We start from the raw sequence: 22,373 nt of genomic DNA on the forward strand, positions 1-22,373 counted from the left end.
TCAGCTAGCCATCCGGTCGGCGATCCGTCCCAGGCTCTCGTCGCGCCCGAGCAGGTCGAGCACGTCGAAGATCCCCGGCGACGTCTTGCGTCCCGTCAGCGCGGCGCGAAGCGGCTGTGCGACCTGGCCGAGCTTGACGCCCCGCGCTTCGGCCACGCGCCGTACCGCGCCTTCGAGCGCCTCCGTATCCCACTCGGCGAGCGCGTCAAGTTCGGCATGAACATTGACCAAAATCGCACTCGCTTCACCCTGTAAAAGGCTCGCTGCGGCGTCGTCCATGGCCAACGGGCGCTGGCTGAACAGGAAATTCGATCCTTCGGCCAACTCGTTCAGGTTTGCGGCACGCGGCTTCAGGACGGGCATCGCGCGAGTCAGAAGATCGAGTCCGCCGGTCGGCAGGTCGTGACCGAGGCGATCGGCGGCGAGTTGCGCCAGGCGCGCATCGTCGGCTTCGCGGATGTAATGGCCGTTGAGGTTCTCGAGCTTCTTCAGGTCGAAGCGCGAGGGCGACTTGCCGACGCCCGACAGGTCGAACCATTCGACCGCCTGCTCGCGGCTGATGATCTCGTCGTCGCCGTGGCCCCAGCCAAGCCGGAGCAGGTAATTGTCGAACGCCTCGGGCAGGATACCCATCTCGTCGCGGTACGCTTCGATGCCGACCGCGCCGTGACGCTTCGACAGCTTGGCGCCATCGGGGCCGTGAATCAGCGGGATGTGCGCGTAGATCGGCTCGGGCCAGCCCATCGCGCGGTAGATCGGCAGCTGGCGGAACGCGTTGTTGAGGTGATCGTCGCCGCGAATGACGTGCGTCACGCCCATGTCGTGATCGTCGACGACAACCGCGAGCATGTAGGTCGGCGTGCCGTCGGAGCGGAGCAGGACGAGGTCGTCGATCTCTTCGTTCTTGACCGTGACGGCGCCTTGCACGCGGTCCTCGATCGTGACGGCGCCTTCCTGCGGCGCGCGCAGGCGGACGACATGGGGAAGGTTCGGCGCTTCGCTCTCGGGGCGATCGCGCCAAGGGCTGCGGATGCGGAGCGGCTTCTTCGCTGCCTGTGCCTCGGCGCGCATCGCGGCGATCTCGTCGTTGGTCATGTAGCAGCGATAGGCATGCCCATTTGCCACCATTTCGTGCGCGACCTGCGCGTGACGCTCGGCGCCTGCGAACTGCATGACGACGTCGCCGTCCCAGTCGAGCCCGAGCCAGCGCATCCCGTCGATGATCGCGTCGATCGCCGGCTGGGTCGAACGGACCCGGTCGGTATCCTCGATCCGCAGCAGGAACTTGCCGCCATTTGCTTTCGCGAACAGCCAGTTGAACAGCGCGGTGCGCGCGCCGCCAAGATGCAGGAACCCCGTCGGCGACGGAGCGAAACGGGTAACCACGGGTGCGGCCGAATTGGCGGTGCCCGTATCGGATATTGCGCCCAACCGCGGGTGCTCCCAGACTGATGAAACGATGGAGAAACGATGGCCATGACAGCCGTCGCCGCCCCTAGCATGCGTCCTTGGCGGCGACAAATGGGCGTGCCGCGATGGGGGGCTGTCGTCGGTCTTGCCGTGGAGCGCTGGCTCGAGGCGGAGCGCGACCAGCTGGTCTTGTGGCTGCCGGTGATGCTGGGCGGCGGGATCGCGTTGTGGTTCGCGCTGCCCGATCCGGCGGCATGGTGCGTGACGATACTGCTGTTGCTGGCGAGTGGGCTGGCGTGTCTGGCCGTGGGGCAGGGCGGACGCGCGGCGCGGTCGCTGGCGATCGGGTTGCTGACGGCGGCGCTGGGGCTTGGGCTGATCTGGGCGCGATCGGAGTCTGTGGCCCGGCCGGTGTTGGGCGGACCGACGATCGCGAGCTTCTCCGCAAAGGTCGAGGCGATCGAGCCACTGGTCGCGCGTCAGCTGGTCCGGCTGACGCTGCTGCCGATCGGGAAGGGAGTGGAGACCGACGGGCAACCGGTCGCATTGCCATACCGCGTCCGCGTCAATCTGGCTGAAGCGGATGCGCCCAAGTTGTTGGGAACGGGAGCGGTCGTGCATCTGCGGGCCCGGCTGATGCCGCCGCCGCTGCCCGCGGTGCCGGGAGCGTACGACTTCGCCCGCGTCGCTTGGTTCGGCGGGATCGGTGCGACGGGAAGAGGCTTCGCACCCGTGGTCGTGACGATGTCGAGCGAGTCGGGTGCCGGCATCCGCGTCGCGCTCTCGCGTCACATCGTATCGCGACTGGAGGGGAGCGCCGGCGGTATCGCCGCGGCGCTCGCAACCGGAGACGTCGGTGCCATTAGCGAGGAGGATTCGGAGGCGATGCGTCGCGCTGGGCTTGCGCATCTGCTGTCGGTGAGCGGGTTGCACATCACCGCAGCGGTGGCGGCGACGATGTTGATCGTGTTGCGGCTGTTGGCGCTGAGCCCGTGGCTGGCGTTGCACGCGCGCTTGCCTTTGATCGCTGCGTTGGCGGGCGCAGCTGCGGCAATCGGCTATACGTTGCTGACCGGGAGTCAGGTTCCGACGATCCGGTCGTGCGTCGCTGCGCTACTCGTGTTGGCGGCGCTGGCGATGGGGCGAGAGGCGATGACCTTGCGCCTCGTCGCGGCGGGCGCGGCGTGCGTCATGCTCGTGCTGCCCGAATCGGCGGCGGGGCCAAGCTTCCAGCTCTCGTTCGCGGCAATCACCGCGATCATGGCGCTGCACGAGCATCCAGCGATTCGCGCGTTCTTCGGACCGCATGAGGAAGGCAGACTGCGCCGCCTTGCTCGCGGCATAGCATCGCTGTTGCTCACCGGCCTGCTCGTCGAGTTCGCGCTGATGCCGATCGCGGTCTATCATTTCCACAAGGCCGGACTCTACGGCGCGTTCGCCAACATTGTCGCGATTCCGCTGACGACGTTCGTGGTGATGCCGCTGGAAGCGCTGGCGTTGCTGTTGGACGCCGGCGGACTCGGGGCGCCCATATGGTGGCTGGTGCAGCGATCACTCGATGCGCTGCTGTCGCTCGCGCACATCGTTGCCGACGCGCCCGGATCGGTGCGGTCCTTGCCCGCGATGCCGACGGCTGCGTTCGCACTGATGATCAGCGGTGGCATCTGGATAGCCTTGTGGCGAACGCGGTGGCGGCGGCTCGGGCTGATACCCCTGGCGATTGGCGCGGTCTGGGCGATGACGACGCCGGCGCCGGATGTTCTCGTGACCGGCGACGGGCGCCATGTCGCGGTGCGGACGGCGGCGGGGCTGGCGATGCTGCGCGACCGGGCAGGCGACTACACGCGCGACATGCTGGCCGAGAATGGCGGGGTGGACGGCGAGCCGTTGTTGCTGGCGGACCAACCCGATGCGCGGTGTAGTCGCGATCTGTGCGTCACCGATATTGCCGCGCGGGGACGGATGTGGCGCATCCTCGCGACCCGCAGCGCCTATATGGTTCCGATTGCTGAGTTCATCGCCGCCTGTCACGGTGCCGATGTCGTCGTCAGCGAACGCGGTCTGCCGAAGCGGTGCGTACCGCGGTGGCTGAAACTGGATCGTCGTGTACTCCGGCGTACGGGCGGCGTCGCGCTGACCTTGGGAAGCGGGACAGTCGTGACCATCCTGAACGCAGGCGATCGTCACCCCTGGCGCGATCCGCCTCTCCTCGAACGCACAGTGTACGCGTTCAGGCCGCACCATGACCGGTTTCACGGTACTGTATCGGCGTTTCGCGCCGGCCAAGGCCGTCAAAAATAGAACTGTTCACGTGAAGGCGCAAAGGCGCGAGGGTGATGCGGCTCGGGAGGCCTTACACCTCCATGAACGATAAGCTGACGTCAGTTTTTTGCCGCCAACGAAAGCCGGTAGGCGCTGATCCACACACCATGTCTTCGCGCTTTTGCGCCTTCGCGTGAACAAAATCTTCCGTCGTCGCATACGGTAACAGCGAAAAGAACTGGTTCACGCGGAGACGCGGAGACGCGGAGAAGGTTTTTGTATGACGGGGTGGCTCGGGCTGGGAACTGTTTAGTCTTCCTTCCGAAGACGTTTGGAGGTGCCTCGTTCTCTCTAAGCGCAACACCTCCGCGTCTCCGCGTCTCCGCGCGAACCAATTCTTCGGCTGCGCGGGGGACGGACGGCGATATGTTCGCGCAGAGGCGCGGAGGCACAGATATTGGGGGTTCGCGTCGAGGTCGCGCTTATGCATCGAAGCGGGACAAAGTCTTCCGGACGCTTGGCGGTCTTTGCTTGGGCATATCGAAGAACTGTCTCGGACAACTCCGAGTACATCGCTTAATTTGCCGATCAGACCGGTCGCTGTCGCTCGCGGGAGAGGGCGACTAGCTCACCAGCTTGAGCGGGCACTTTTCCTAAGCAGCTAAAACAGAGACCGGCCTGCGCGATGATAACGCAGGTCGGTCTCCGCGGCTCAGTCGTAGCGGCGGAGGATGCCGGAGAGTTTGCCCTGTACCCGGACTTGCGCAGGCGCGTAGCGTTGGGGGTCGTAGGCGCGGTTTGCCGGGTCGAGGCGGACCATGGCGCCTTCACGGCGGAAGTATTTGAGGGTGGCCTCGCTGTCCTCGATAAGCGCGACCACGATCTCGCCGTCGCGGGCGGTCTCGGTGCGGCGGATCAGAGCGTAGTCGCCGTCGAGGATGCCGGCTTCGACCATCGAGTCGCCGGAGACTTCGAGCGCATAATGTTCGCCGGTGCCTAGCAGAGCGGCGGGGACGGCTAGCATGGTGCTGCCTTCGAACGCCTCGATCGGGACGCCGGCGGCGATGCGGCCGTGGAGGGGAATATCGACGACGTCGTTCGCTGGCTGCGGCGCGGTGGCGGGCGCGGACTTTACGTTCGATGCTTTTGACGGCGCCTTTTTCTCGGCACGCTCGGGCATGCGGAGCACTTCGAGCGCGCGCGCGCGGTTCGGCAGGCGGCGGATGAAGTTGCGCTCCTCGAGCGCGCTGATCAGACGGTGGACGCCCGACTTCGACTTGAGGTCGAGTGCGTCCTTCATCTCCTCGAACGACGGCGAGACGCCGGTTTCGTTGAGGCGATCGTTGATGAAGCAGACGAGTTCGTGCTGCTTGCGCGTGAGCATGGCGGTTCTCCGTCCGGAACAGACTGGGAACTTCTATGGAACATAATTAACGCCGTCAAGCGTCCGTATCACGCGATCATGAGGATTTCCGCCGATTCGCCTGTCTTTGCTACGGGCGCGTTGCCGGGGCGGACGATCAGGCAGGTCGACCGGGCGAGCGTGAGCAGCATCGAACTGTCCTGGATCGTCGAGGCATAGGCTTTGCCGTCGCGCAGTTCGGCGCGGAGATAGTCGGTGCGGGCGTTGTTCGCTGGGAGGTCTTCGCCGAGCAGCGCATGGGTCGACTGGGGGAGCGGGTCGCGGGCACCGGCCATGTGCGCGACGACGGGCTTCACGAACAGCGTCGCGGTGACGAACGCGGAGACCGGGTTGCCGGGGAGGCCGAGCACCATCATCTCGCCGATCCGGCCGGCCATCATCGGCTTCCCGGGGCGCAGCGCGATCCGCCAGAAGTCGATCGTGCCGCCGGCGGCTTCGATTGCCGGGCGGACGAGGTCGTGGTCGCCGACCGACGCTCCGCCGGTGGTGACCAGGAGGTCTGCCTGGACGCTGGCGAAGCCTTCGCGGAGGACTTCGAGATTGTCGGGCAGAATGCCCAGGTCGATAATGTCGACGGGCATGTCGGCGAGCATCGCGGCGAGCATGATGCCGTTCGATTCGGGGAGCGCTACGCCGTCGGTGGTCGAGCCGGGGGGGACGAGTTCGTCGCCGGTGGCGGCGACGGCGACGCGGACGCGGCGGCTGACGGTGAGGCTGCCATGGCCGCCGGTTGCGGCGACGGCGATGCGCGCCGGGCTGAGGCGGTCGCCGGCGGCGATCAGGCGGGTGCCGGTCGAGAAGTCGAGGCCCTTGCGGCGGGTGTTGCGGCCGAGCGTCGGGGGGCCTTCGCCGGCCAGGATCAGGGTTTCGCCGTCACGTTCGGCTTCTTCCTGGACCATGACGGTATCGGCGCCTTCGGGCATGGCGGCGCCGGTGAAGATGCGGGTGGCTTGGCCGGTGGCGACCTGGCCTGCGAAGGGGCGGCCGGCGGCGCTTTCGCCGATGACTTTCCAGGGGCCGGGGAGGTCTGCGTAACGGATTGCGTAGCCGTCCATTGCCGAGAGGTCGGCGGCCGGTTGCGTGCGACGGGCGAGGATGTCCTCGGCGGCCCAGCGGCCGGCGGCTTCGCGTAGCGTCACGGTCTCGTGGCCGACGCGGGGGGCCATGGCGAAGAGGCGGGACTGGGCTTCGGCGACGGGGACTAGGGTCATGCGTAAGGCTCTGTTTCTGGGCGGCTCTCCTGCTGGAAGTGCAGGAAGTTCACACGCTGGGAGACATTTGGCGGCGCGGTTCTGGGGTTCAGGTTTGGAACGGTCTCGTCCGGTAGAAGGTCCGGCGGAGGGGGTGAGTTTTGGCGTGTCTGGTGCTTTGCCATGGGTTTGGGACGTAGGACAGGTGTTGTTGGGGTTACGGAGGGCGGCGCGGCGATCCGGCGCAGCTGGTGCATTCTTGTTCTCCCGCGAAGGCGGGAGCCCAGGCTGGGTCCCCGCCTTCGCGGGGAAACATGGGTTTGGCGGGCGTCGCGCTTCGTTACCGCGAGTTTCCCAATTGGGCCCCGGCCTTCGCCGGGGTGGTGGTTGCGGGGGGCTGCTCTCTTCCCAGTTGACGAGGAGATGCGGGTGATCGCCTGTCGCCTTCTCAAAACGCTCGGCCAGCGGGGGTTCATCCGGAGCGGGGCTTTGTTTGGGAGAAAGAGACACCAGATCAGCATGATGACACGCAATCAGCCTCGGGCGAGAGACAGGATCGGGGCGGCGGTGGGTGCTGTCCTGTTGCCAGGGGTGCTTGGCTATGCGCTGCTCAATGGGCTGGTGGTGACGATGCCGGCGGCGGTGAGTGACGCATTGAAGGTGTTCGATGCGCCCCCGCCTCCGCCTCCGCCGCCCGAGGAGAAGGTGCGGCCTCGGCCTTCGCCTAGCCGCAAGCCGGAGGGGGCTGCGTCGCCGCCTAATTTGAAGTCGAAGGCTACGGAGGTGGTGGCGCCGCCGCCCGTGGTTCCGATCGTCGTGCCACCGCCGCCCGTCGTGGTTGCGGAGAAGGCGGGGGTGGGGGCGCAGGCTACGGCGGGGGCTTCGGATATCCGCGGGCCGGGCACGGGGAGTGGCGGAGTCGGGAATGGCACCGGGAGTGGGGGATATGGCGACGGCGATGGCGGCGGGGGCGAGGAGACGCCGCCAGAGTGGCGCAGCGGGCGGTTGCGGGATTCGGATTATCCACGGGAGGCCGCCGAGACCGGAATTCGGGGGCGGGTGTTTGTGCGGTACTTGGTCGAAACCAGTGGGCGGGTTTCGGGGTGCCGCGTGACCCGATCGAGCGGGAGCCGGGTGCTGGATACTCTTACGTGCCGGCTGATCGAGCAGCGGTTTCGGTATCATCCGTCGCTCGATGCAGCGGGCCGGCCGGTCGAGTCTACGATCGTAGAAAGCCATGACTGGTCTATGGATGGGGATTGAAGTCCCAGGCTAGGCACGTTCTGCTTGGCTTGCCCTCACCCTCGCCGCCTTTGGCGTCTTTCCCTCTCCCCGTTGGGGAGAGGGTTTTGTTTTACGCGGTCCAGTCGCCGGACTTGCCGCCGCTCTTGGAGCGGACGCGTATGTCGGTGAGGACCATTGTCTTGTCGATCGCTTTGGCCATGTCGTAGATCGTCAGGAGTGTGACCGTAGCAGCCGTCAGGGCTTCCATCTCGACGCCGGTCTTGCCTTCGGTCGAGGCGGTGGCGGTGGCGGTTACGCCGGTTTCGTCCACGACCAGGTCGATCTCGACCTTGGTCAGCGGCAGCGGGTGGCAGAGGGGGATCAGGTCGCTGGTGCGCTTGGCGGCCATGATACCGGCGACGCGCGCGACGGCGAGGACGTCGCCCTTTTTCGCGGTGCCGGCGCCGATCGCCGCGGCGGCTTCGGCGGACATGGTGATACGGCCGGAGGCGATGGCTTCCCGGGCGGTCACCGCCTTGCCACCGACGTCGACCATTCTTGCCGCGCCGGCTTCGTCGATGTGCGTTAGGCCGGTCACCCGACGAGCGCGCGCGTTGCGGCTTCGACGTCGTCCTGGCGCATGAGCGCTTCGCCGATCAGGAAGCAGTGGATGTCGTGCGCGGCCATCGCGTCGAGCTCGGCGCGGGTCGTGAGCCCGCTTTCGGCGACGAAGGTGCAGTCCTTGGGCGCCTTGCCGACGAGGTCGTAGGTGCGCTGGAAGTCGACCGAGAAGTCGCGCAGGTCGCGGTTGTTGACGCCGATCAGGCGCGACTTCAGCCGCAGCGCGCGCTCCATCTCGTGCGCGTCGTGGACTTCGACCAGCACGTCCATGCCGCATTCGAGCGCGGAGGCCTCGATCTCGGCCATCTGGATGTCGTCGAGCGCGGCGACGATGATCAGGATGCAGTCGGCGCCGATCGCGCGGGCCTCGGTCGACTGCCAGGGGTCGACCATGAAGTCCTTCCGCAGGACGGGGATCGAGACGGCGTCGCGCGCGGCGGTGAGGTAAGCGTCGGAGCCCTGGAACCACTTTTCGTCGGTCAGCACCGACAGGCACGCGGCGCCACCGGCTTCATAGGCTCGGGCGTGGGCTACGGGATCGAAGTCGGCGCGGATCAAGCCTTTCGAGGGGCTGGCTTTCTTGACCTCGGCGACCAGCGCGTAGCCCTTCTTCGCATCAAGCGCGGCGCGGAAGCCGCGCGGCTTCGACATGCGGGCGATGCCGGCGTCGATGTCGGCGAGCGAGGTCGTTGCCTTGCGCGCAGCGACTTCGGCGCGCTTGGTCTCGAGGATACGGTCGAGCATGGTCATGTCAGTAGGCGATCCAGCGGGCGAGCAGCGCGTCGGCGCTGCCGGTGTCGAGGGCGGCGGCGGCTTTGGCCGCGCCGTCGACGAGGTTGGGGACGGTGCCGGCGACCATCAAGGCGGCGGCGGCGTTGAGGAGGACGGCGTCACGGTAAGCGCCGGCCTCGCCCTTGAGCAGGCGGCGGAGTGCGTCGGCGTTGTGGTGCGCGTCGCCGCCGCGGATGTCGGTGATGGCGTGGCGGGTGAGGCCTGCGTCTTCGGGCGTGACCTTGCCGGGCAACGCGACGGTGCCGACCGAGGCGACGATGCTGGGGCCGGCGCCCGACAGTTCGTCGAGACCTTCTTCGCCCGAGACGACGAGCGCGGCTTCGGTGCCGAGCTGTTCGAGCGCTTCGGCGTAGAGCGACACATAGTCGGGGCGGGCGATGCCGATGAGCTGGCGGGTGGTGCCGGCCGGGTTGGCGAGCGGGCCCATCAGGTTGAAGATCGTCCGTTTGGCTATGCGTTGGCGGATCGGGGTGATGCGCTTCATCGCCGGGTGGTGGTTGGCGGCGAACAGGAAGGCGATGCCGATCTCGTTGAGGCTTGCCTCCGCAGTGGCGCCGGCGCGGTCCATGTCGAGGCCGAGCACTTCCAGCGTGTCGGCGGCGCCGGCCTTGCTGGAGGCGGCGCGGTTGCCGTGCTTGGCGACGGGGACGCCGCACGCGGCGACGACGAGCGCGACGGCGGTCGAGACGTTCAGGGTGTGGTGGCCGTCGCCGCCGGTGCCGCAGACATCGATCGCGCCGGCGGGGGCGTCGATCGGGATCATCCGGTTGCGGAGCGCGCGTGCGGCTTCGGCGATCTCGATGCTGGTCTCGCCGCGCGTCGCGAGGTCGGTGAGGAAAGTGGCGATCGCGTCGTCGCTCGCGCGGGCGTCGAGGATGTCGGCGAAGGCTTCTCGGGCGGATTCGCGGGAGAGGGGCGACGATGGGTCGGGGAGGAGGGTGGCGGTCGTCACATTCCCCTCCCGCTTGCGGGAGGGGTCAGGGGAGGGGCTGCTTCCTTCGCAGACGTCGTGGGTGCGGTGCTGCCCTCCCCCGACCCCTCCCGCAGGCGGGAGGGGAGTTGGTGGGGGATGTTCGCCATCTTGAGGAAGTTGGCCAGCATCGCGTGGCCGTGTTCGGTGGCGATGCTTTCCGGGTGGAACTGGACGCCGTGGATCGGCAGCGTCTTGTGGCGGAAGCCCATCATCGTGCCGTCTTGTGCGGTCGCGTTCACCACCAGCGTGTCGGGGACCGCGTTGACGATCAGCGAGTGGTAGCGCGTGGCGATAAACGGTGAGGGCAGCCCGGCGTACAGCCCGGTATCGTCGTGGACAACGGGCGAGGTCTTGCCGTGCATCAGGCCACCGCGCTCGACCTTGCCGCCGAAATGCTGGCCGATCGCCTGATGGCCGAGGCACACGCCTAGTAGGGGTTTGCCGGCATCGGCACAGGCGGCGACCAAGTCGAGACTTACGCCCGCCTCGGTCGGCGTGCAGGGGCCTGGGGAAATGAGGAACGCGTCCGCGCCCGACGACAGAGCCTGCCCGGCGGAGATCGCATCGTTGCGGACGACTTCGACCTCGGTACCCAGTTCCATCAGGTAATGGACGAGGTTCCAGGTGAAGCTGTCGTAATTGTCGACGACGAGGATCATGGCGCCGCCATAGCCGATGCGGGGCGCGGTGCAACAGCGCTCGGCCGGGACGGTTCGGCGCTAATTGTCCCTGGCAAGGTCGCGAACGGCGATGGCGGTTCCTATATCGCCCGGGCAGGCGACCATCATTCAGTGCGGAGCAATGCTGCATGACGGACGTTATTCGCTCAAAGGAGCCTGATCCATGTTTCGTACCGCCGTCCTCGCCGCACTGATCGCATTCCCCGCTATGGCGTACGCGCAGGAGGCGCAGGTCGACACCCCGCCGCAGCGCATTCGCAGCGTGACGCTGACCGGGGACCAGGCGTGCCCGAAGTCGACCGCGGGCGAAGTCGTGGTGTGTTCGACGCTCGACCAGCCGTATCGCATCCCGAAGCAGCTGCGCGACGACAAGCCGATCGCGGCGCAGAACCAGAGCTGGGTCAATCGTGCGGCGTCGATGGATCAGCTCGGGCGTGTTGCCGGCGGGTTGCCGGATACGTGCTCGGCGGTCGGGACCGGCGGCCAGTCCGGCTGCTTCCTCGCGCGGAACAATGCCTATGCCCAGGAGCGTCGTGCGCCGGCTAGCGAGACGAATACGACCCCGTAAGCAAAACATGTTAGGGCAAAAGATCTTGTTCTCCCGCGAAGGCGGGAGCCCAATCTGGGTCCCCGCCTTCGCGGGGAAACATTCTCTCTAACGCCGGATTATTGACCGAAGCCCGGCGCCTTAGCTCGGCGGACGGCTTCCCGTGCTGCCGCCAAGATCGCGCCAGCCTTCGCTTCGCATTCTCTCTGTTCGTATTCGGGGATGCTGTCGGCGACGATGCCGGCACCGGCTTGCACGTGGATCGTGCCGTCCTTCACCACCGCCGTCCTCAGCACGATGCAGGAGTCCATCGAGCCGTCGGGCGAAAAATAGCCGACGCCGCCTGCGTACGCCCCGCGGCGTTCGGGCTCCAGTTCGGCAATTATCTGGCAGGCGCGGACCTTAGGCGCGCCGCTGACCGTACCGGCGGGGAAGCCCGCGAACAACGCGTCGAGCGCGTCCTTGTCGCGGGACAGCGTGCCCACGACGTTCGAGACGATGTGCATGACGTGGCTGTAGAATTCCACGCCGTAGCTTGCCGTTACCTTCACCGACCCCGGCGCCGCGGCACGACCGACGTCGTTGCGGCCGAGATCGAGCAGCATCAGGTGTTCGGCGCGCTCCTTGGGGTCGGCAAGCAGGCTGACGCGGTTCGCTTCGTCCTCGGCGGCGGTCTTGCCGCGTGGGCGCGTACCGGCGATCGGGCGGATCGTGACTTCGTCGTCGCGGACGCGGACGAGGATTTCAGGGCTCGAGCCGATCAGCGCGAAGCCGGGCAGGTCGAGGTGATACAGGAACGGCGACGGGTTGATCCGGCGTAGCGAGCGGTAGAGCTCGAACGGCGGCAGTGCGAAGGGTGTGCTGAAGCGCTGCGCGAGCACGACCTGGAAGATGTCGCCGGCTAGGATATAGTCCTTTGCCGCGGCGACCATCTCGCCGTAGCGGCCTTCGGGGAGCGCGGGCGTGTATTCGGGCTCTGCGACGTCGGCGCGGATCGGTGCGGGGACCGGCGTGCTGGCAAGCTTGGCGGCAACCGCGTCGAGACGCTCTTCGGCCTCGGTCACGACCGCGTCGGCATCGCGTGCGGGATCGGGCCAGGCCGGTGCGACGAGGTAGAGCGCGTCGGTCAGGCGGTCGAACACCAGGATGACGGTCGGCCGCACGAAGATCATGTCGGGCAGGCCCAGCGGATCGACTGGCGGCTGCGGCAGAGTCTCGACCAGCCCGATCGTCTCGTAGCCGAAATAACCGACCAGGCAGGCGAGCGCGCGCGGTAGTTCGGCTGGGACGTCGGCCCGGCATTCGGCGACCAGCGCGCGCAACGCATCGAGCGTGGGCACCGGGCATGGCTCGAACGTCTCGCGATCGGTTGCCCAGTGGCGGTTGATCTCCGCGCTGTGGCCATGCGCGCGGAACAGCAGGTCGGGGGCGAGGCCGATCAGGCTGTGGCGACCGCGGGTCTCGCCGCCCTCGACCGACTCGAGCAGGAAATCGCCGCGCCCAGGCTCGATGAGCTTCAGCGCGGCGGCGACCGGTGTCTCGGTATCGGCGACCTGGCGACGCCAGACGAGCGCGGGACGCCCTTCGGCCAAGGCTTCACGCGCGCTCGTCATACGATCAGTTGCCCGAGCCGCCCTGGCCGAGCAGGTCGGCACGGACGCGCGCGAGTGCGGACGGGTTGGTCTTCACGCCGACATCGGCACGGACTGCCTTGGCGAACTGCTCGACATATTCGCGACCGACCGAACGGGCGATGTTGCCGCGCGCCGCCTTGATCGCCGCGTCGTTGCCGGTCGCGTTGCCGCTCTGAACGCTGTCGAGCTTGATGACGAACCAGCCGCTGTCGTCGGGTGCGGCCAGCGTCTTGACGGTGTTCGGCGCCATGCTGAACATCAGCGCGAGCGCGGGGGGGGCGCCGCGCGGATCTGCGGCGAGCTGTGCACGGGCGGCGGTCAGCGTGCGGGCGGGCGGCATCGGCAGCTTGGTCTGTGCCAGCGACTGCTGGATCGACATGCCCTTGTTGATGCGCGCGAGCACTTCGCCAGCGACACGACGTGCCGCCTGACGAGCGCGATCGGCGGTCACGTCCTTGAGCACCGCGGCGCGAACCTGTGCCAGCGGACGCGGCGCGGAATGGACGACACGGCCGAGCGCGACGACGGCGAAACCGCCATCGGTGCCGACCTGGACCAGCTGCGGACCGTCGCCATCGGCAGCCTGGAACGCTGCGGCGACGAGTGGCGTAAGCGCAGGGTCGGGCTTGCTGGCGGGGTCGTCGGGGTTGAGGCCGCTGGCGATCAGCGCGGGCGTGGTGACGGCCGCGAGCTTCTGGTCGGCGATGACTTCGTCGAACGTCGCGTTCTTCGACAGCGAGTCGTCGATCTTGTCGTGGATGGCAGAAAGCGCCTCGGCCGACTTGCGGATACCGAGCGCGGCGGCGATCTCGCCACGGACCTGATCGAGCGAACGCGCCGCGACCTTTTCGATCTTGTCGATCTTGGCGACGGTCCAGCCGAGTGGCGTGCGGACCGGGCCGATCACCGCACCGCTGGCTGCCGCGAAGACGGCATCGGCGACCTGCGCGGACGTCGTCCCGGCATAGGCAGCCTTCTCGACACCGGTCTGGGTCGAGGCTTCGAGCCCTGCACCGCGGGCGGCGTCGGCGAGGCTGGCGCCACCCTTCACCTTGGCGGCGATCGCGGCGGCACCGGCCTGGTCGGCGACGACGACCTGCGTGATGTCACGCTTTTCGGTCGCGGCGTAGCGGGCGCTGTCCTGCTGATAGGTCTTGGCGATCTCGGCGTCGGTCGGGACGGCCTGTGCCTTGACGGCCTCGGGCGTGATCATCGCGTAGCGGACGACGCGGCGCTCGGGGACGGTGTAGCGCGCGATGTTGCGCTGATAGAAGGTGTTGAGGTCCGCATCGCTCGGCGCGGGGCCGGCGGGGACGAGGGCGGCAGGAATGAAGCCGATCGTGCCGGTGCGCTTTTCGAGCAGCAGCGAGGCGTAAGGAAGCGCGAGCTGGCTGGCGACCTGAGTCGCGCCGTTCGAAGGCAGCGTCAGCTGCTGCGCGAAGGTGTCACGCTCGATATCGCTGCGGATCTGCGCGTCGGTCAGCTTCCGCTGAGCGAGCACCTGGCGGTAGAGATTCTCGTCGAACTTCCCGGTCGGGCCCTGCAAGGCGGGGATGCTGGCGATCTGGCCGTCGATCGCACGCTTGCTGACGACCATGCCCTGCGCACGGCCGAACTGCTCGAGCGCCATGCTGGAAATGATCCGGTCGAGCGTGCCGTCGAAGCCGCCCTGATTGACGAATGTCGCCATGTCGAGCGTTGGCTGCTGCTGGCGGAAGCCCTCCATCTCGGTCTGCGCCTGCGTCTTGAGCTGGTTCGCGGTCACGTCCGCCTTGCCGACCTTAGCGACGTCGCCGCCGGTGATCCCGGCACCGCCGGTCATCGAGCTGAGCCCGGTGACGTCACCCGCCGCGAACGCGAGCGCGATCACGCCGAGTACCAGGAACGTGATGATCACGCCGACCTTCGAATGGGTAAGGCGGCGGAAGAAAGCGAGCATGGACAGCCGATCGACAGGGATGGGAACGCGGTTGCTTTACGGGGGCGAGGGCGGCTCTTCAAGTCGGGCGCGCAACGTGGCTTGGGGTTGTGTGGGGTTGTGCGGGGCGGGTGCGGCGCTATCGCTGGGCAAAACACGCGGGAGATGACGATGCGGCGTAAGCTTGTAGCCGGAAACTGGAAGATGAACGGGTCACGCGCGGCGCTGGCCGAGCTCGATACGATCGCTGCGGCAGCGGCCGCCGCGCCGGGCGTTGACGTCGCGGTGGCGGTGCCGTTCACGCTGATCGACGCGGCGTCACAGCGCGTGCCGGGGTTGGCGATCGGCGCGGAGGATGTGCACGAAGCGGATTCGGGTGCGCATACCGGGTGCGTGTCTGCGTCGATGGTCAAGGAAGTCGGCGCGTCGTTTACGATCGTCGGCCATTCGGAGCGTCGCGCGGACCAGCATGAGACGAGCCACGACGCCTGGGCGAAGGCGGCGGCGGCGCGGCGGCAGGGACTGAACGTGATCCTGTGCTGCGGCGAGACCGAGGCGGAGCGCGATGCGGACCGTGCCGAGCGGGTCGTGCAGGCGCAGATCGAGAAGTCGGTGCCAGACAATGCGGATGGGAGCTGGTTCACGCTGGCCTATGAACCGCGCTGGGCGATCGGCACCGGGCGTACGCCGACGCTGGACGAGATCGCGGCGATCCACGCGATCGCGCGCGCGAAACTTCGGATGCTGATCGGTGACGCGGCGGCCGGGGTGCGGATCCTGTACGGCGGGTCGGTGACGGGGGCGAATGCGGCGTCGATTCTCGATACACCGAACGTCGACGGGGCGCTGGTCGGTGGTGCTAGCCTGACCGCCGAGAAGTTCGTGCCGATCATCGAGGCAGCGGCGGGGTTGTGACGGGCGGTCCGGTCGATCTTGATCCTGATCTGGACGTTTCTGATCCGGATCTTGGGTAGAGCGTGTTAAGTCTCGATAAACATGGCGGTCTTATGGTCCGTGCAACGATTCGACGGCCGAGTTTCGGGCCGGGGCGTTGATCGGATAACTTCGGTGCGAGGGTTGATATGGCCAGGTGGTTCCCCGGTTGCGTGAGTGCCTCGCTGATCGCGAGCGCCGTCCTGTGTCCGATCGCGGCGCGTGCCGAGACTCCGCGCGAGTTGCTGACACAGGCCGGGTTCGTCGACCGCGATCGCAATGTCGCGCTGGCACGGATCGACCGGGCGGCGGCAGCGGCGGGGCAGGCGCTGAGCCGCTCGCCGAACGATGCCGAGGCCGCGATCATGCAGGCGATGGCGAACGGGTATCGCGCCAAGCTGCTCGGTAACCGAGGGCAGGCGATCGCGGCGCGGAAACAATATGAGGCATTGGTCGTCCGTTATCCGCGCAACGCCGAGGCACAGGCGGCGTTGGGGGCGTGGCATGTCGGCGTGATCGCGAAGCTCGGGCGGTTCGTCGGACGTGCGGTTGCGGGGGCGCAGAAGGCGGTCGGGTTCGAGGCTTTGGACAAGTCGGTGGCGCTGGGTGGCAACCGGGCGATGTTCGCTGGGCTTGCCGGGTTGTTGCGGCTGGAGCTGGATCCGAACGATGCTCGGGGACGGGCTTTGGTCGAGACGGCTAGCAAGGCGCCGACCCCGACCGCGATCGACGGGTATGTGCGGAAGGCTGCGGTGGCGGTGCTGGTGCCGTTGCGGGCTGGCGATGCGAATGCGACGAAGGCTCTGGCGGACAAGTTGCTGCCGTTCGGGCAATTTGCGACGGGGTAAGGTCGTCCTTGCTGAGCTGTCCTAAGCATCAGCTCGTTCCCCCGCGGAGGCGGGGGCCCAGGATCTCACAGGCTGACTTTCGTGACCCTGGACCCCCGCCTCCGCGGGGGAACGGCTAGGCGCCGTACCTCTTAGCCAACATCGCGAACGCGGCGCGCAGGGCGTAAGCTTCGCCTCCCTTCGGCCTGCCTGGTTTGGCGGATGGCCGCCATGCGAACACGTCAAGATGCGCCCACGCCGCGGTCTTCGGCACGAACCGCCGGAGAAACAGCGCGGCGGTGATCGCGCCTGCGAAACCGCCATCGGGCGCGTTGACCATGTCGGCGATGTCCGACTTGAGCATCTCGTCATAGCCATTCCAAAGCGGCAGGCGCCACATCTGGTCGTTCTGTTCCAGCCCGGCCGCGAGCAGGTCCGCGGCGAGCGATTCGTCGTCGGTGAACATCGGCGGCAGGTCGGGACCGAGTGCGACGCGCGCCGCCCCCGTAAGCGTGGCGAAATCGACGATCAGTTCGGGATTGCTCTCGCCCGCCTTGGTCAGCGCGTCGCCGAGCACGAGGCGACCTTCCGCGTCGGTGTTGGTGTTCTCGACCGCCAGCCCCTTGCGCGTGGCGAGCACGTCGCCGGGGCGGAAGGCGTTGCCGGCGATCGAGTTCTCGACCGCGGGGATCAGGAGGTGGAGGCGGACCGGGAGTTTGGCGGCCATCACCAGGCTCGCCAGCGCCAGCGCATGTGCCGCGCCGCCCATGTCCTTCTTCATCAGTCGCATGCCGGCCGACGGCTTGATGTCGAGCCCGCCGGTGTCGAAGGTGACGCCCTTGCCGACCAGCGCGATCCGGGGGTGCGAAGGGTCGCCCCATTCGAGTTCGATCAGCCGCGGCGCGCGGTCCTTGCTCGCGGCCTGGCCGACCGCGTGGATCATCGGGTAGCCGGTCGCGAGCGCATCGCCGCGCGTGGTCGTGACGGTCGCGCCGTGGCGTTTGGCGAGCGTCTCGGCGGCGGCTTCGAGATCGGCGGGGCCCATATCGGACGCGCCGGTGTTGACGAGGTCGCGGACGAGCGCGGTGGCTTCGGCGAGGCGAACCGTCTCGTCGATGTGCGCGGCGTCCGCGGTCAGGAGCACGCGCGGGCCGGTCGCGTCGGGCTTCACGTACCGCGTAAACTGGTGCTGCGCGAGCATCCAGCCTAGTCCGGCCGCGCCGACAGGACCCTCCGCGAGACGGTATGTGCCCTCGGGCAGCGATGCGCCGAGCGAGGCGATCCGCCACGGCGACGTCACCGCTTCGTTGCAGACCAGCAGCATCGACCAGTCATTGGCCGTCTCGCCCGGCAGCACGGCGCGGTCGCCGGGTTTGCCGGTCAGGCGGTGTGCGGCGATCGTCGTGCGGATGCGCTGCGATTGTCTCGCGAGCCAGCCTTCATACGCGTCGGGATGGACGACGTGGATCGTCCGGGCGGACTGGCCGCGGTCGGGTTGAAGCATCGAGGCGAAGTCGGTCATTGTGCGGGCGCCACCAAAAGTTGTTCGTACCGGCCGTTCGCGCCGGGCTCGGCATAGGTGCTGAGCGAGAGCGTGCGGTCGGGATAGGTGATGCGGTAGGTGCGGTTGACGAAGCCGCCGCGCAAGCGGGTCTTGCCGGTTTGTGCGAAGGCGGTGGGCTCGCCGAGTGCGCTCAGACTCGTCTTGTAGTCGGCGAGAGCGACCGGCTTGAAGTAATAGTTCGCGTCTTCGGTCAGGCCCTTGCGGTCGAGCGTGCCGGTGCGGAGCTGGTCATAGACGGCGCGGGCTCGGGCGAGTGCGGCGGTGTCTTCGGCATTGGCGGGTGCGGTAGGCAGGACGATCTTGGCGACGCCAGCGGCGATGCGGCCCGTTGCGTCGCTGAACCAGCTGTTGGTGAGGACGACGATCGCCGCCTTGTCGTCGGGATAGACGGTGTTCTCGGACAGGAAGCCGACCGCTTCGCCGCTGTGCTCGACGTAACGGCGTCCGTTCGCGCTGCCGGTGAAGACGCCGAGGCCATAGCCGTTGCTGCTGCCGTCGGCGAGCTTTACAGGGGTTTCCTGTGCGGCCCAGTCGTCGGCGGGGAGCGTGGTGCGGTTGAGACGGGCGACGTCCCATTTGGCGAGGTCTTCGGCACTCATCGAGAGTTCGCCGGCGGCGTAGAGCCAGCCGTCCGCGCTCGGCGTTTCGGGGCGGACCGGGCCTAGCGCGAAGCGGCCATAGCCTTGCGGGAACGCCTTGCCGATCGCCTTGTCCTGGTCGATCGCGCGGATGTCGAGCGGCTTGAAGATGCGTTGCTGGAGGAAGCTCAACAGCGGCTGGCGCGCGACCTTCTCGACGATCATGCCGGCGACGACATAGCCCGTGTTGGAATATTGCCACTGCGTGCCGGGCTGGAAATCGAGCGGCTTCTTGGCCCAGCGATCGACGATCTGCTGCGGGATGACGGGCTTGGCCATCGCCGCGAAACTGTGATCCTGCGGCCAGTAATCCTGGAGGCCGGAGGTGTGGCTGAGCAACTGGCGGATCGTGATGCGGTCGCCGTCGGTGATGCCGGGGATGTATTTCGCGACGGTGTCGTCGAGGCTGAGCTTGCCTTCGTCCTCGAGCAGCAGGATCGCGGCGGCGGTGAACTGCTTGGAGATCGAGGCGATCTGGTAGGGGAGCTTGGGGTCGGCGGTGGCGATCGCCTCTGAGGGTTTCCCGTACGCCTTGGCGAACACGATCCGGCCACCGCGGACTACCGCGATCGAAGCTGAGGGCACGCCGGTATCGCCGAGCGCGTCGGTGACCAGCGTGTCGATCTGCGCGGTTTCGGCGGGGGTGAGCGACTGCGCGATGGCGGGGGCCGGGAGTAGCGCGGCGACGGCGAGGAGGCGGAGGATCATGCGCGCAACGAAGCAGAACCGGCGTGCGTGCGCAACGCCGTGATTTTTATTCCGTGGCGGTTGAAGGGGTTAGGCTAGGGCAGAAATGTTGACGGAACACGCCGTGTTACACGCACGTTTCATCGTCCGACCGGGAGCCTTTTTACGTCTTAGGGGACACAATCATGCTGTATACCATCGCCGTCATCCTGCTGATCCTTTGGCTGGCAGGCTTTGCCTTCCACGTTGCTGGCGGACTGATCCACATCCTGCTGGTGATCGCGGTCATTGTCGTTCTGGTGAAGCTGTTCACCGGTCGCAACGTCGTCTGACTTTGGTTCTCCTGCGAACGCAGGAGCCCAGGGTTATGGGCGGTATCGCTTGGTATCCTGGGCTCCCGCTTTCGCGGGAGAACAGTAGGCGGGATCAGGCGGGCACACCGTAGAGGTCGTGATCGTCGGCGTCCTCGATCGTGACCGGGACGATGTCGCCGACCGTCAGGTGACCGGCATCGCGAAGGAAAACTTCGCCGTCGATCTCTGGCGCATCCGCCTTTGAGCGGCCGGTGGCGCCCTCCTCGTCGACCGCGTCGATGATCACGTCGAGCGTGCGGCCGATCTTCGCCTGCAACTTGGCCGCGGAGATCGCCGCGGTCTTTTCCATGATACGGGCGTAGCGCTCTTCCTTGAGCTCTTCGGGCACGTGATCGGGCAGCAGGTTCGCCGCGGCCCCTTCGACCGGCTCGAAGCGGAACGCACCGACGCGGTCGAGCTGCGCTTCGTCGAGCCAGTCGAGCAGATACTGGAAATCCTCCTCGGTCTCGCCGGGGAAGCCGACGACGAAGGTCGAGCGGATCGTGATGTCGGGCGCGATCGTCCGCCAATTGTGGATGCGCTGGAGCACTTTCGCATCGTTGCCGGGGCGCTTCATCCGGCGCAACACCGACGGCGCGGCGTGCTGGAACGGGATGTCGAGATACGGCAGCACGAGGCCTTCCGCCATCAGCGGGATGACGTGATCGACGTGCGGATACGGGTAGACGTAGTGGAGGCGGACCCACGGTGCGATCTTGCCGAGTTCGCGCGAGAGGTCGGTCATGTGCGCGCGGACCTCGCGGGCTTCGTTCCGCGACATCGGGCCACCGGTCTTCACCGGCCAGCTGGCGTGGCGCAGGTCGACGCCATACGCCGACGTGTCCTGGCTGATGACCAGCAGTTCCTTGGTGCCGGCTTCGACAAGCTTCTCCGCCTCGCGCAGGATCGCGTCGGGGCGGCGGCTGACGAGGTCGCCGCGCAAGCTTGGGATGATGCAGAACGAGCAGCGGTGGTTGCAGCCCTCCGAGATCTTCAGATAGCTGTAGTGGCGCGGGGTCAGCTTCAGGCCGGCGTCGGGGATCAGGTTTAGGAATGCCGAGGGCGGCATCGGCGCCGCTTCGTGGACCGCGCCGACGACCTGCTCGTATTCGTGCGCGCCGGTGATCGCGAGGACCTGCGGGAAGCGCGCGCGGATCGCGTCGGCTTCCTTGCCCATGCAGCCGGTGACGATGACGCGGCCGTTCTCGGCGATGGCCTCGCCGATCGCCTCGAGGCTTTCCTCCTTGGCGGAATCGAGGAAGCCGCAGGTGTTGACCAGCACGATGTCGGCGCCGGCATAATCGGGCGACATCTGGTAGCCGTCGCCGCGGAGCTGCGTGAGAATCCGTTCGCTGTCGACGAGGTTTTTCGGACAGCCGAGCGAGACCATGCCGATCTTCGGCGGGGAGGGGAGTGTTGTTGCCATGAAGCCCGCGCACATAGGCGCAAAGTTCGGTTTTTTCTAGGCGGTGGAAAATGCATCCGCCATGAGTGGGGAGATTGCGCGGGAAGGAACCGATATGCTGGCGATTGGACTGATGTCGGGGACGTCGCTCGACGGGATCGATGCCGCGTTGATCGAGACCGACGGCGAGGCGTTCGTGCGGCCGATCGCGTTTCGTGGCGAGCCGTATTCGGATGCGGCGCGGGCGCAATTGGCGGAGGCCACGCGGATGGCGCTGACGTTCGACAAGCCGCGCGCCAGTCCGCCGGTCGTTGCAGCGGGCGAACTGATCACGCGCGCGCATGTGTTTGCGGTGCACAAGTTGCTGGCGGATGCGGGGGTTGCGGCGGCGGAGGTCGATGTGATCGGCTTTCACGGGCAGACGATCGCGCATCGGCCGGATCGGCGCTGGACGTGGCAGATCGGCGACGGGGCGGCGGTCGCGCGGGCTACCGGGATCACGACGGTGTCGGATTTTCGGTCGGCGGATGTGGCCGCGGGCGGGCAGGGGGCGCCGTTGCTGCCGGTGTATCATGCGGCATTGGCGGCGGGGCTCGAGGGGCCGGTCGCGGTCCTGAACCTTGGTGGGGTGGGGAATATCACCTTCATTCCCGGCGGGCGGGACATGCATGATTCGCGCGAGATGTCGCCGGAGCGCGCGCAGATGATGGACCGCGACGGGCTGGTGGCGTTCGATACCGGGCCGGCGAATGGTCTGATCGATAGCTGGATCGAGGCGGAGACTGGTGCTCGGTATGATGCCGGGGGGGCGTTGGCGGCGTCCGGGCGGGTCGACGAGACGGTGCTGACGGCGATGCTGGATCACCCGTTTTTCGATGCGCCTCCGCCGAAGTCGCTCGATCGGAATGATTTTACGATCCAGCCGGCTCGGGGGTTGTCGGCGGCTGATGGGGCGGCGACTTTGACGGCGTTTACGGCCGCTACCGTGGCTGAGGCTTTGCGACATTTGCCGGCTTGGCCGGTTCGGTTGCTGGTTGCGGGGGGGGGGCGGCACAATCCGACGATGCTGGCGATGATCGCCGCGCGGACCGGGTTGGTGGTGGAGCCTACCGATGTGCTCGGGTGGAACGGCGATGCGCTGGAGGCCGAGGGGTTTGCGTATATGGCGGTGCGGACGCTGAAGGGGCTGGCGATCAGTTTTCCGGGGACGACTGGGGTTCCGGTGGCGATGGGTGGTGGGGTTGTGGATCGGGCCTAGTTTGCCGACCAGCGTTTAGAAGCTTGTTCTCCCG

General features: G+C 67.3%; 19 protein-coding genes. 7 read left to right on the plus strand and 12 right to left on the minus strand.

What is annotated here, in order from left to right; translation table 11 throughout:
* The gene (gene gltX / locus O6X71_RS02720; RefSeq protein WP_353464325.1) at window positions 1-1,431 is read right to left on the minus strand and encodes a glutamate--tRNA ligase; all 1,431 of its coding nucleotides are present in this window, start codon (window positions 1,429-1,431) and stop codon (window positions 1-3) included.
* Between the two features lie 90 nt (window positions 1,432-1,521).
* On the opposite strand from gltX, the gene O6X71_RS02725 reads away from it, so the two are divergent.
* Window positions 1,522-3,711 (plus strand): ComEC/Rec2 family competence protein, encoded by a 2,190-nt coding sequence (locus O6X71_RS02725; protein ID WP_353465046.1) that lies wholly within the window; start codon window positions 1,522-1,524, stop codon window positions 3,709-3,711.
* A gap of 673 nt (window positions 3,712-4,384) precedes the next feature.
* Here the strand turns inward: O6X71_RS02725 and lexA are convergent.
* Together lexA and O6X71_RS02735 are read right to left on the minus strand one after the other, a co-directional pair.
* Window positions 4,385-5,056, minus strand: a complete 672-nt coding sequence (gene lexA / locus O6X71_RS02730; RefSeq protein ID WP_353464327.1) for a transcriptional repressor LexA — start codon at window positions 5,054-5,056, stop codon at window positions 4,385-4,387.
* 68 nt (window positions 5,057-5,124) lie between these two features.
* Window positions 5,125-6,306 (minus strand): molybdopterin molybdotransferase MoeA, encoded by a 1,182-nt coding sequence (locus O6X71_RS02735; protein WP_353464328.1) that lies wholly within the window; start codon window positions 6,304-6,306, stop codon window positions 5,125-5,127.
* Window positions 6,307-6,852: 546 nt separating this feature from the next.
* Here O6X71_RS02735 and O6X71_RS02740 point away from each other — a divergent pair.
* On the plus strand, window positions 6,853-7,548 hold the full coding sequence (locus O6X71_RS02740) for an energy transducer TonB (protein WP_353464329.1): 696 nt from the start codon (window positions 6,853-6,855) through the stop codon (window positions 7,546-7,548).
* Window positions 7,549-7,639: 91 nt separating this feature from the next.
* Here the strand turns inward: O6X71_RS02740 and moaC are convergent, their stop codons facing one another.
* The 4 genes from moaC to O6X71_RS02760 are packed head-to-tail and all read right to left on the minus strand — an operon-like array spanning window position 7,640 to window position 10,554.
* A complete protein-coding gene (gene moaC / locus O6X71_RS02745) occupies window positions 7,640-8,107 on the minus strand; it encodes a cyclic pyranopterin monophosphate synthase MoaC (RefSeq protein WP_353464330.1) in 468 nt (155 codons plus the stop codon).
* Complete coding sequence (gene trpC / locus O6X71_RS02750; protein WP_353464331.1) at window positions 8,104-8,880, minus strand: indole-3-glycerol phosphate synthase TrpC; 777 nt, start codon at window positions 8,878-8,880, stop codon at window positions 8,104-8,106. The genes moaC and trpC overlap by 4 nt, the downstream gene beginning before the upstream one ends.
* Window position 8,881: 1 nt before the next feature.
* Entirely contained in the window at window positions 8,882-9,874 is a 993-nt protein-coding gene (trpD, locus tag O6X71_RS02755) for an anthranilate phosphoribosyltransferase (protein WP_353464332.1), read from the minus strand.
* The gene (locus O6X71_RS02760) at window positions 9,871-10,554 is read right to left on the minus strand and encodes an anthranilate synthase component II (protein WP_353464333.1); all 684 of its coding nucleotides are present in this window, start codon (window positions 10,552-10,554) and stop codon (window positions 9,871-9,873) included. The genes trpD and O6X71_RS02760 overlap by 4 nt, the downstream gene beginning before the upstream one ends.
* A 184-nt stretch (window positions 10,555-10,738) precedes the next feature.
* Here O6X71_RS02760 and O6X71_RS02765 point away from each other — a divergent pair, with 184 nt between their 5' ends.
* The gene (locus O6X71_RS02765; protein ID WP_136190384.1) at window positions 10,739-11,143 is read left to right on the plus strand and encodes a hypothetical protein; all 405 of its coding nucleotides are present in this window, start codon (window positions 10,739-10,741) and stop codon (window positions 11,141-11,143) included.
* 98 nt (window positions 11,144-11,241) lie between these two features.
* On the opposite strand, the gene trpE is transcribed toward O6X71_RS02765, so the two are convergent.
* Together trpE and O6X71_RS02775 are read right to left on the minus strand one after the other, a co-directional pair.
* Complete coding sequence (trpE, locus tag O6X71_RS02770) at window positions 11,242-12,735, minus strand: anthranilate synthase component I (RefSeq protein WP_353464334.1); 1,494 nt, start codon at window positions 12,733-12,735, stop codon at window positions 11,242-11,244.
* A gap of 4 nt (window positions 12,736-12,739) precedes the next feature.
* The gene (locus tag O6X71_RS02775; protein WP_353464335.1) at window positions 12,740-14,695 is read right to left on the minus strand and encodes a peptidylprolyl isomerase; all 1,956 of its coding nucleotides are present in this window, start codon (window positions 14,693-14,695) and stop codon (window positions 12,740-12,742) included.
* Window positions 14,696-14,845: 150 nt separating this feature from the next.
* Here O6X71_RS02775 and tpiA point away from each other — a divergent pair, with 150 nt between their 5' ends.
* Window positions 14,846-15,589 carry a triose-phosphate isomerase gene (gene tpiA / locus O6X71_RS02780; protein ID WP_435368435.1) on the plus strand — a complete coding sequence of 248 codons (744 nt, stop codon included), beginning with the start codon at window positions 14,846-14,848 and terminating at the stop codon, window positions 15,587-15,589.
* A gap of 167 nt (window positions 15,590-15,756) precedes the next feature.
* Window positions 15,757-16,455 carry a hypothetical protein gene (locus O6X71_RS02785; protein WP_353464337.1) on the plus strand — a complete coding sequence of 233 codons (699 nt, stop codon included), beginning with the start codon at window positions 15,757-15,759 and terminating at the stop codon, window positions 16,453-16,455.
* A gap of 115 nt (window positions 16,456-16,570) precedes the next feature.
* On the opposite strand, the gene O6X71_RS02790 is transcribed toward O6X71_RS02785, so the two are convergent.
* Entirely contained in the window at window positions 16,571-17,956 is a 1,386-nt protein-coding gene (locus O6X71_RS02790; RefSeq protein WP_353464338.1) for a leucyl aminopeptidase family protein, read from the minus strand.
* Window positions 17,953-19,344 (minus strand): serine hydrolase domain-containing protein, encoded by a 1,392-nt coding sequence (locus O6X71_RS02795; RefSeq protein WP_353464339.1) that lies wholly within the window; start codon window positions 19,342-19,344, stop codon window positions 17,953-17,955. Before O6X71_RS02795 ends, O6X71_RS02790 begins: the two co-directional genes overlap by 4 nt.
* A 164-nt stretch (window positions 19,345-19,508) precedes the next feature.
* Between O6X71_RS02795 and O6X71_RS02800 the strand changes: the two genes are divergently transcribed.
* Window positions 19,509-19,655 (plus strand): lmo0937 family membrane protein, encoded by a 147-nt coding sequence (locus tag O6X71_RS02800; protein WP_107954842.1) that lies wholly within the window; start codon window positions 19,509-19,511, stop codon window positions 19,653-19,655.
* Between the two features lie 94 nt (window positions 19,656-19,749).
* Here O6X71_RS02800 and rimO read toward each other — a convergent pair whose 3' ends face one another.
* Window positions 19,750-21,102 (minus strand): 30S ribosomal protein S12 methylthiotransferase RimO, encoded by a 1,353-nt coding sequence (gene rimO / locus O6X71_RS02805; RefSeq protein ID WP_353464340.1) that lies wholly within the window; start codon window positions 21,100-21,102, stop codon window positions 19,750-19,752.
* Window positions 21,103-21,196: 94 nt separating this feature from the next.
* Between rimO and O6X71_RS02810 the strand changes: the two genes are divergently transcribed.
* On the plus strand, window positions 21,197-22,339 hold the full coding sequence (locus O6X71_RS02810) for an anhydro-N-acetylmuramic acid kinase (RefSeq protein WP_353464341.1): 1,143 nt from the start codon (window positions 21,197-21,199) through the stop codon (window positions 22,337-22,339).
* The last annotated feature ends 34 nt before the right edge of the window (window positions 22,340-22,373 follow it).

The sequence above is a fragment of the Sphingomonas faeni genome (assembly GCF_040407505.1).
GTDB lineage: Bacteria > Pseudomonadota > Alphaproteobacteria > Sphingomonadales > Sphingomonadaceae > Sphingomonas > Sphingomonas faeni_E.

Coding starts and splice junctions, on each gene's coding strand:
- O6X71_RS02810 (WP_353464341.1), top strand. CDS start 21,197: ATGCTGGCGATTGGACTGATGTCGGGGACGTCGCTCGACGGGATCGAT.
- O6X71_RS02785 (WP_353464337.1), top strand. CDS start 15,757: ATGGCCAGGTGGTTCCCCGGTTGCGTGAGTGCCTCGCTGATCGCGAGC.
- O6X71_RS02790 (WP_353464338.1), bottom strand. CDS start 17,956: ATGACCGACTTCGCCTCGATGCTTCAACCCGACCGCGGCCAGTCCGCC.
- O6X71_RS02725 (WP_353465046.1), top strand. CDS start 1,522: ATGGGCGTGCCGCGATGGGGGGCTGTCGTCGGTCTTGCCGTGGAGCGC.
- O6X71_RS02800 (WP_107954842.1), top strand. CDS start 19,509: ATGCTGTATACCATCGCCGTCATCCTGCTGATCCTTTGGCTGGCAGGC.
- trpE (WP_353464334.1), bottom strand. CDS start 12,735: ATGACGAGCGCGCGTGAAGCCTTGGCCGAAGGGCGTCCCGCGCTCGTC.
- O6X71_RS02775 (WP_353464335.1), bottom strand. CDS start 14,695: ATGCTCGCTTTCTTCCGCCGCCTTACCCATTCGAAGGTCGGCGTGATC.
- O6X71_RS02735 (WP_353464328.1), bottom strand. CDS start 6,306: ATGACCCTAGTCCCCGTCGCCGAAGCCCAGTCCCGCCTCTTCGCCATG.
- tpiA (WP_435368435.1), top strand. CDS start 14,846: ATGCGGCGTAAGCTTGTAGCCGGAAACTGGAAGATGAACGGGTCACGC.
- trpC (WP_353464331.1), bottom strand. CDS start 8,880: ATGACCATGCTCGACCGTATCCTCGAGACCAAGCGCGCCGAAGTCGCT.
- O6X71_RS02760 (WP_353464333.1), bottom strand. CDS start 10,554: ATGATCCTCGTCGTCGACAATTACGACAGCTTCACCTGGAACCTCGTC.
- lexA (WP_353464327.1), bottom strand. CDS start 5,056: ATGCTCACGCGCAAGCAGCACGAACTCGTCTGCTTCATCAACGATCGC.
- rimO (WP_353464340.1), bottom strand. CDS start 21,102: ATGGCAACAACACTCCCCTCCCCGCCGAAGATCGGCATGGTCTCGCTC.
- O6X71_RS02765 (WP_136190384.1), top strand. CDS start 10,739: ATGTTTCGTACCGCCGTCCTCGCCGCACTGATCGCATTCCCCGCTATG.
- O6X71_RS02795 (WP_353464339.1), bottom strand. CDS start 19,344: ATGATCCTCCGCCTCCTCGCCGTCGCCGCGCTACTCCCGGCCCCCGCC.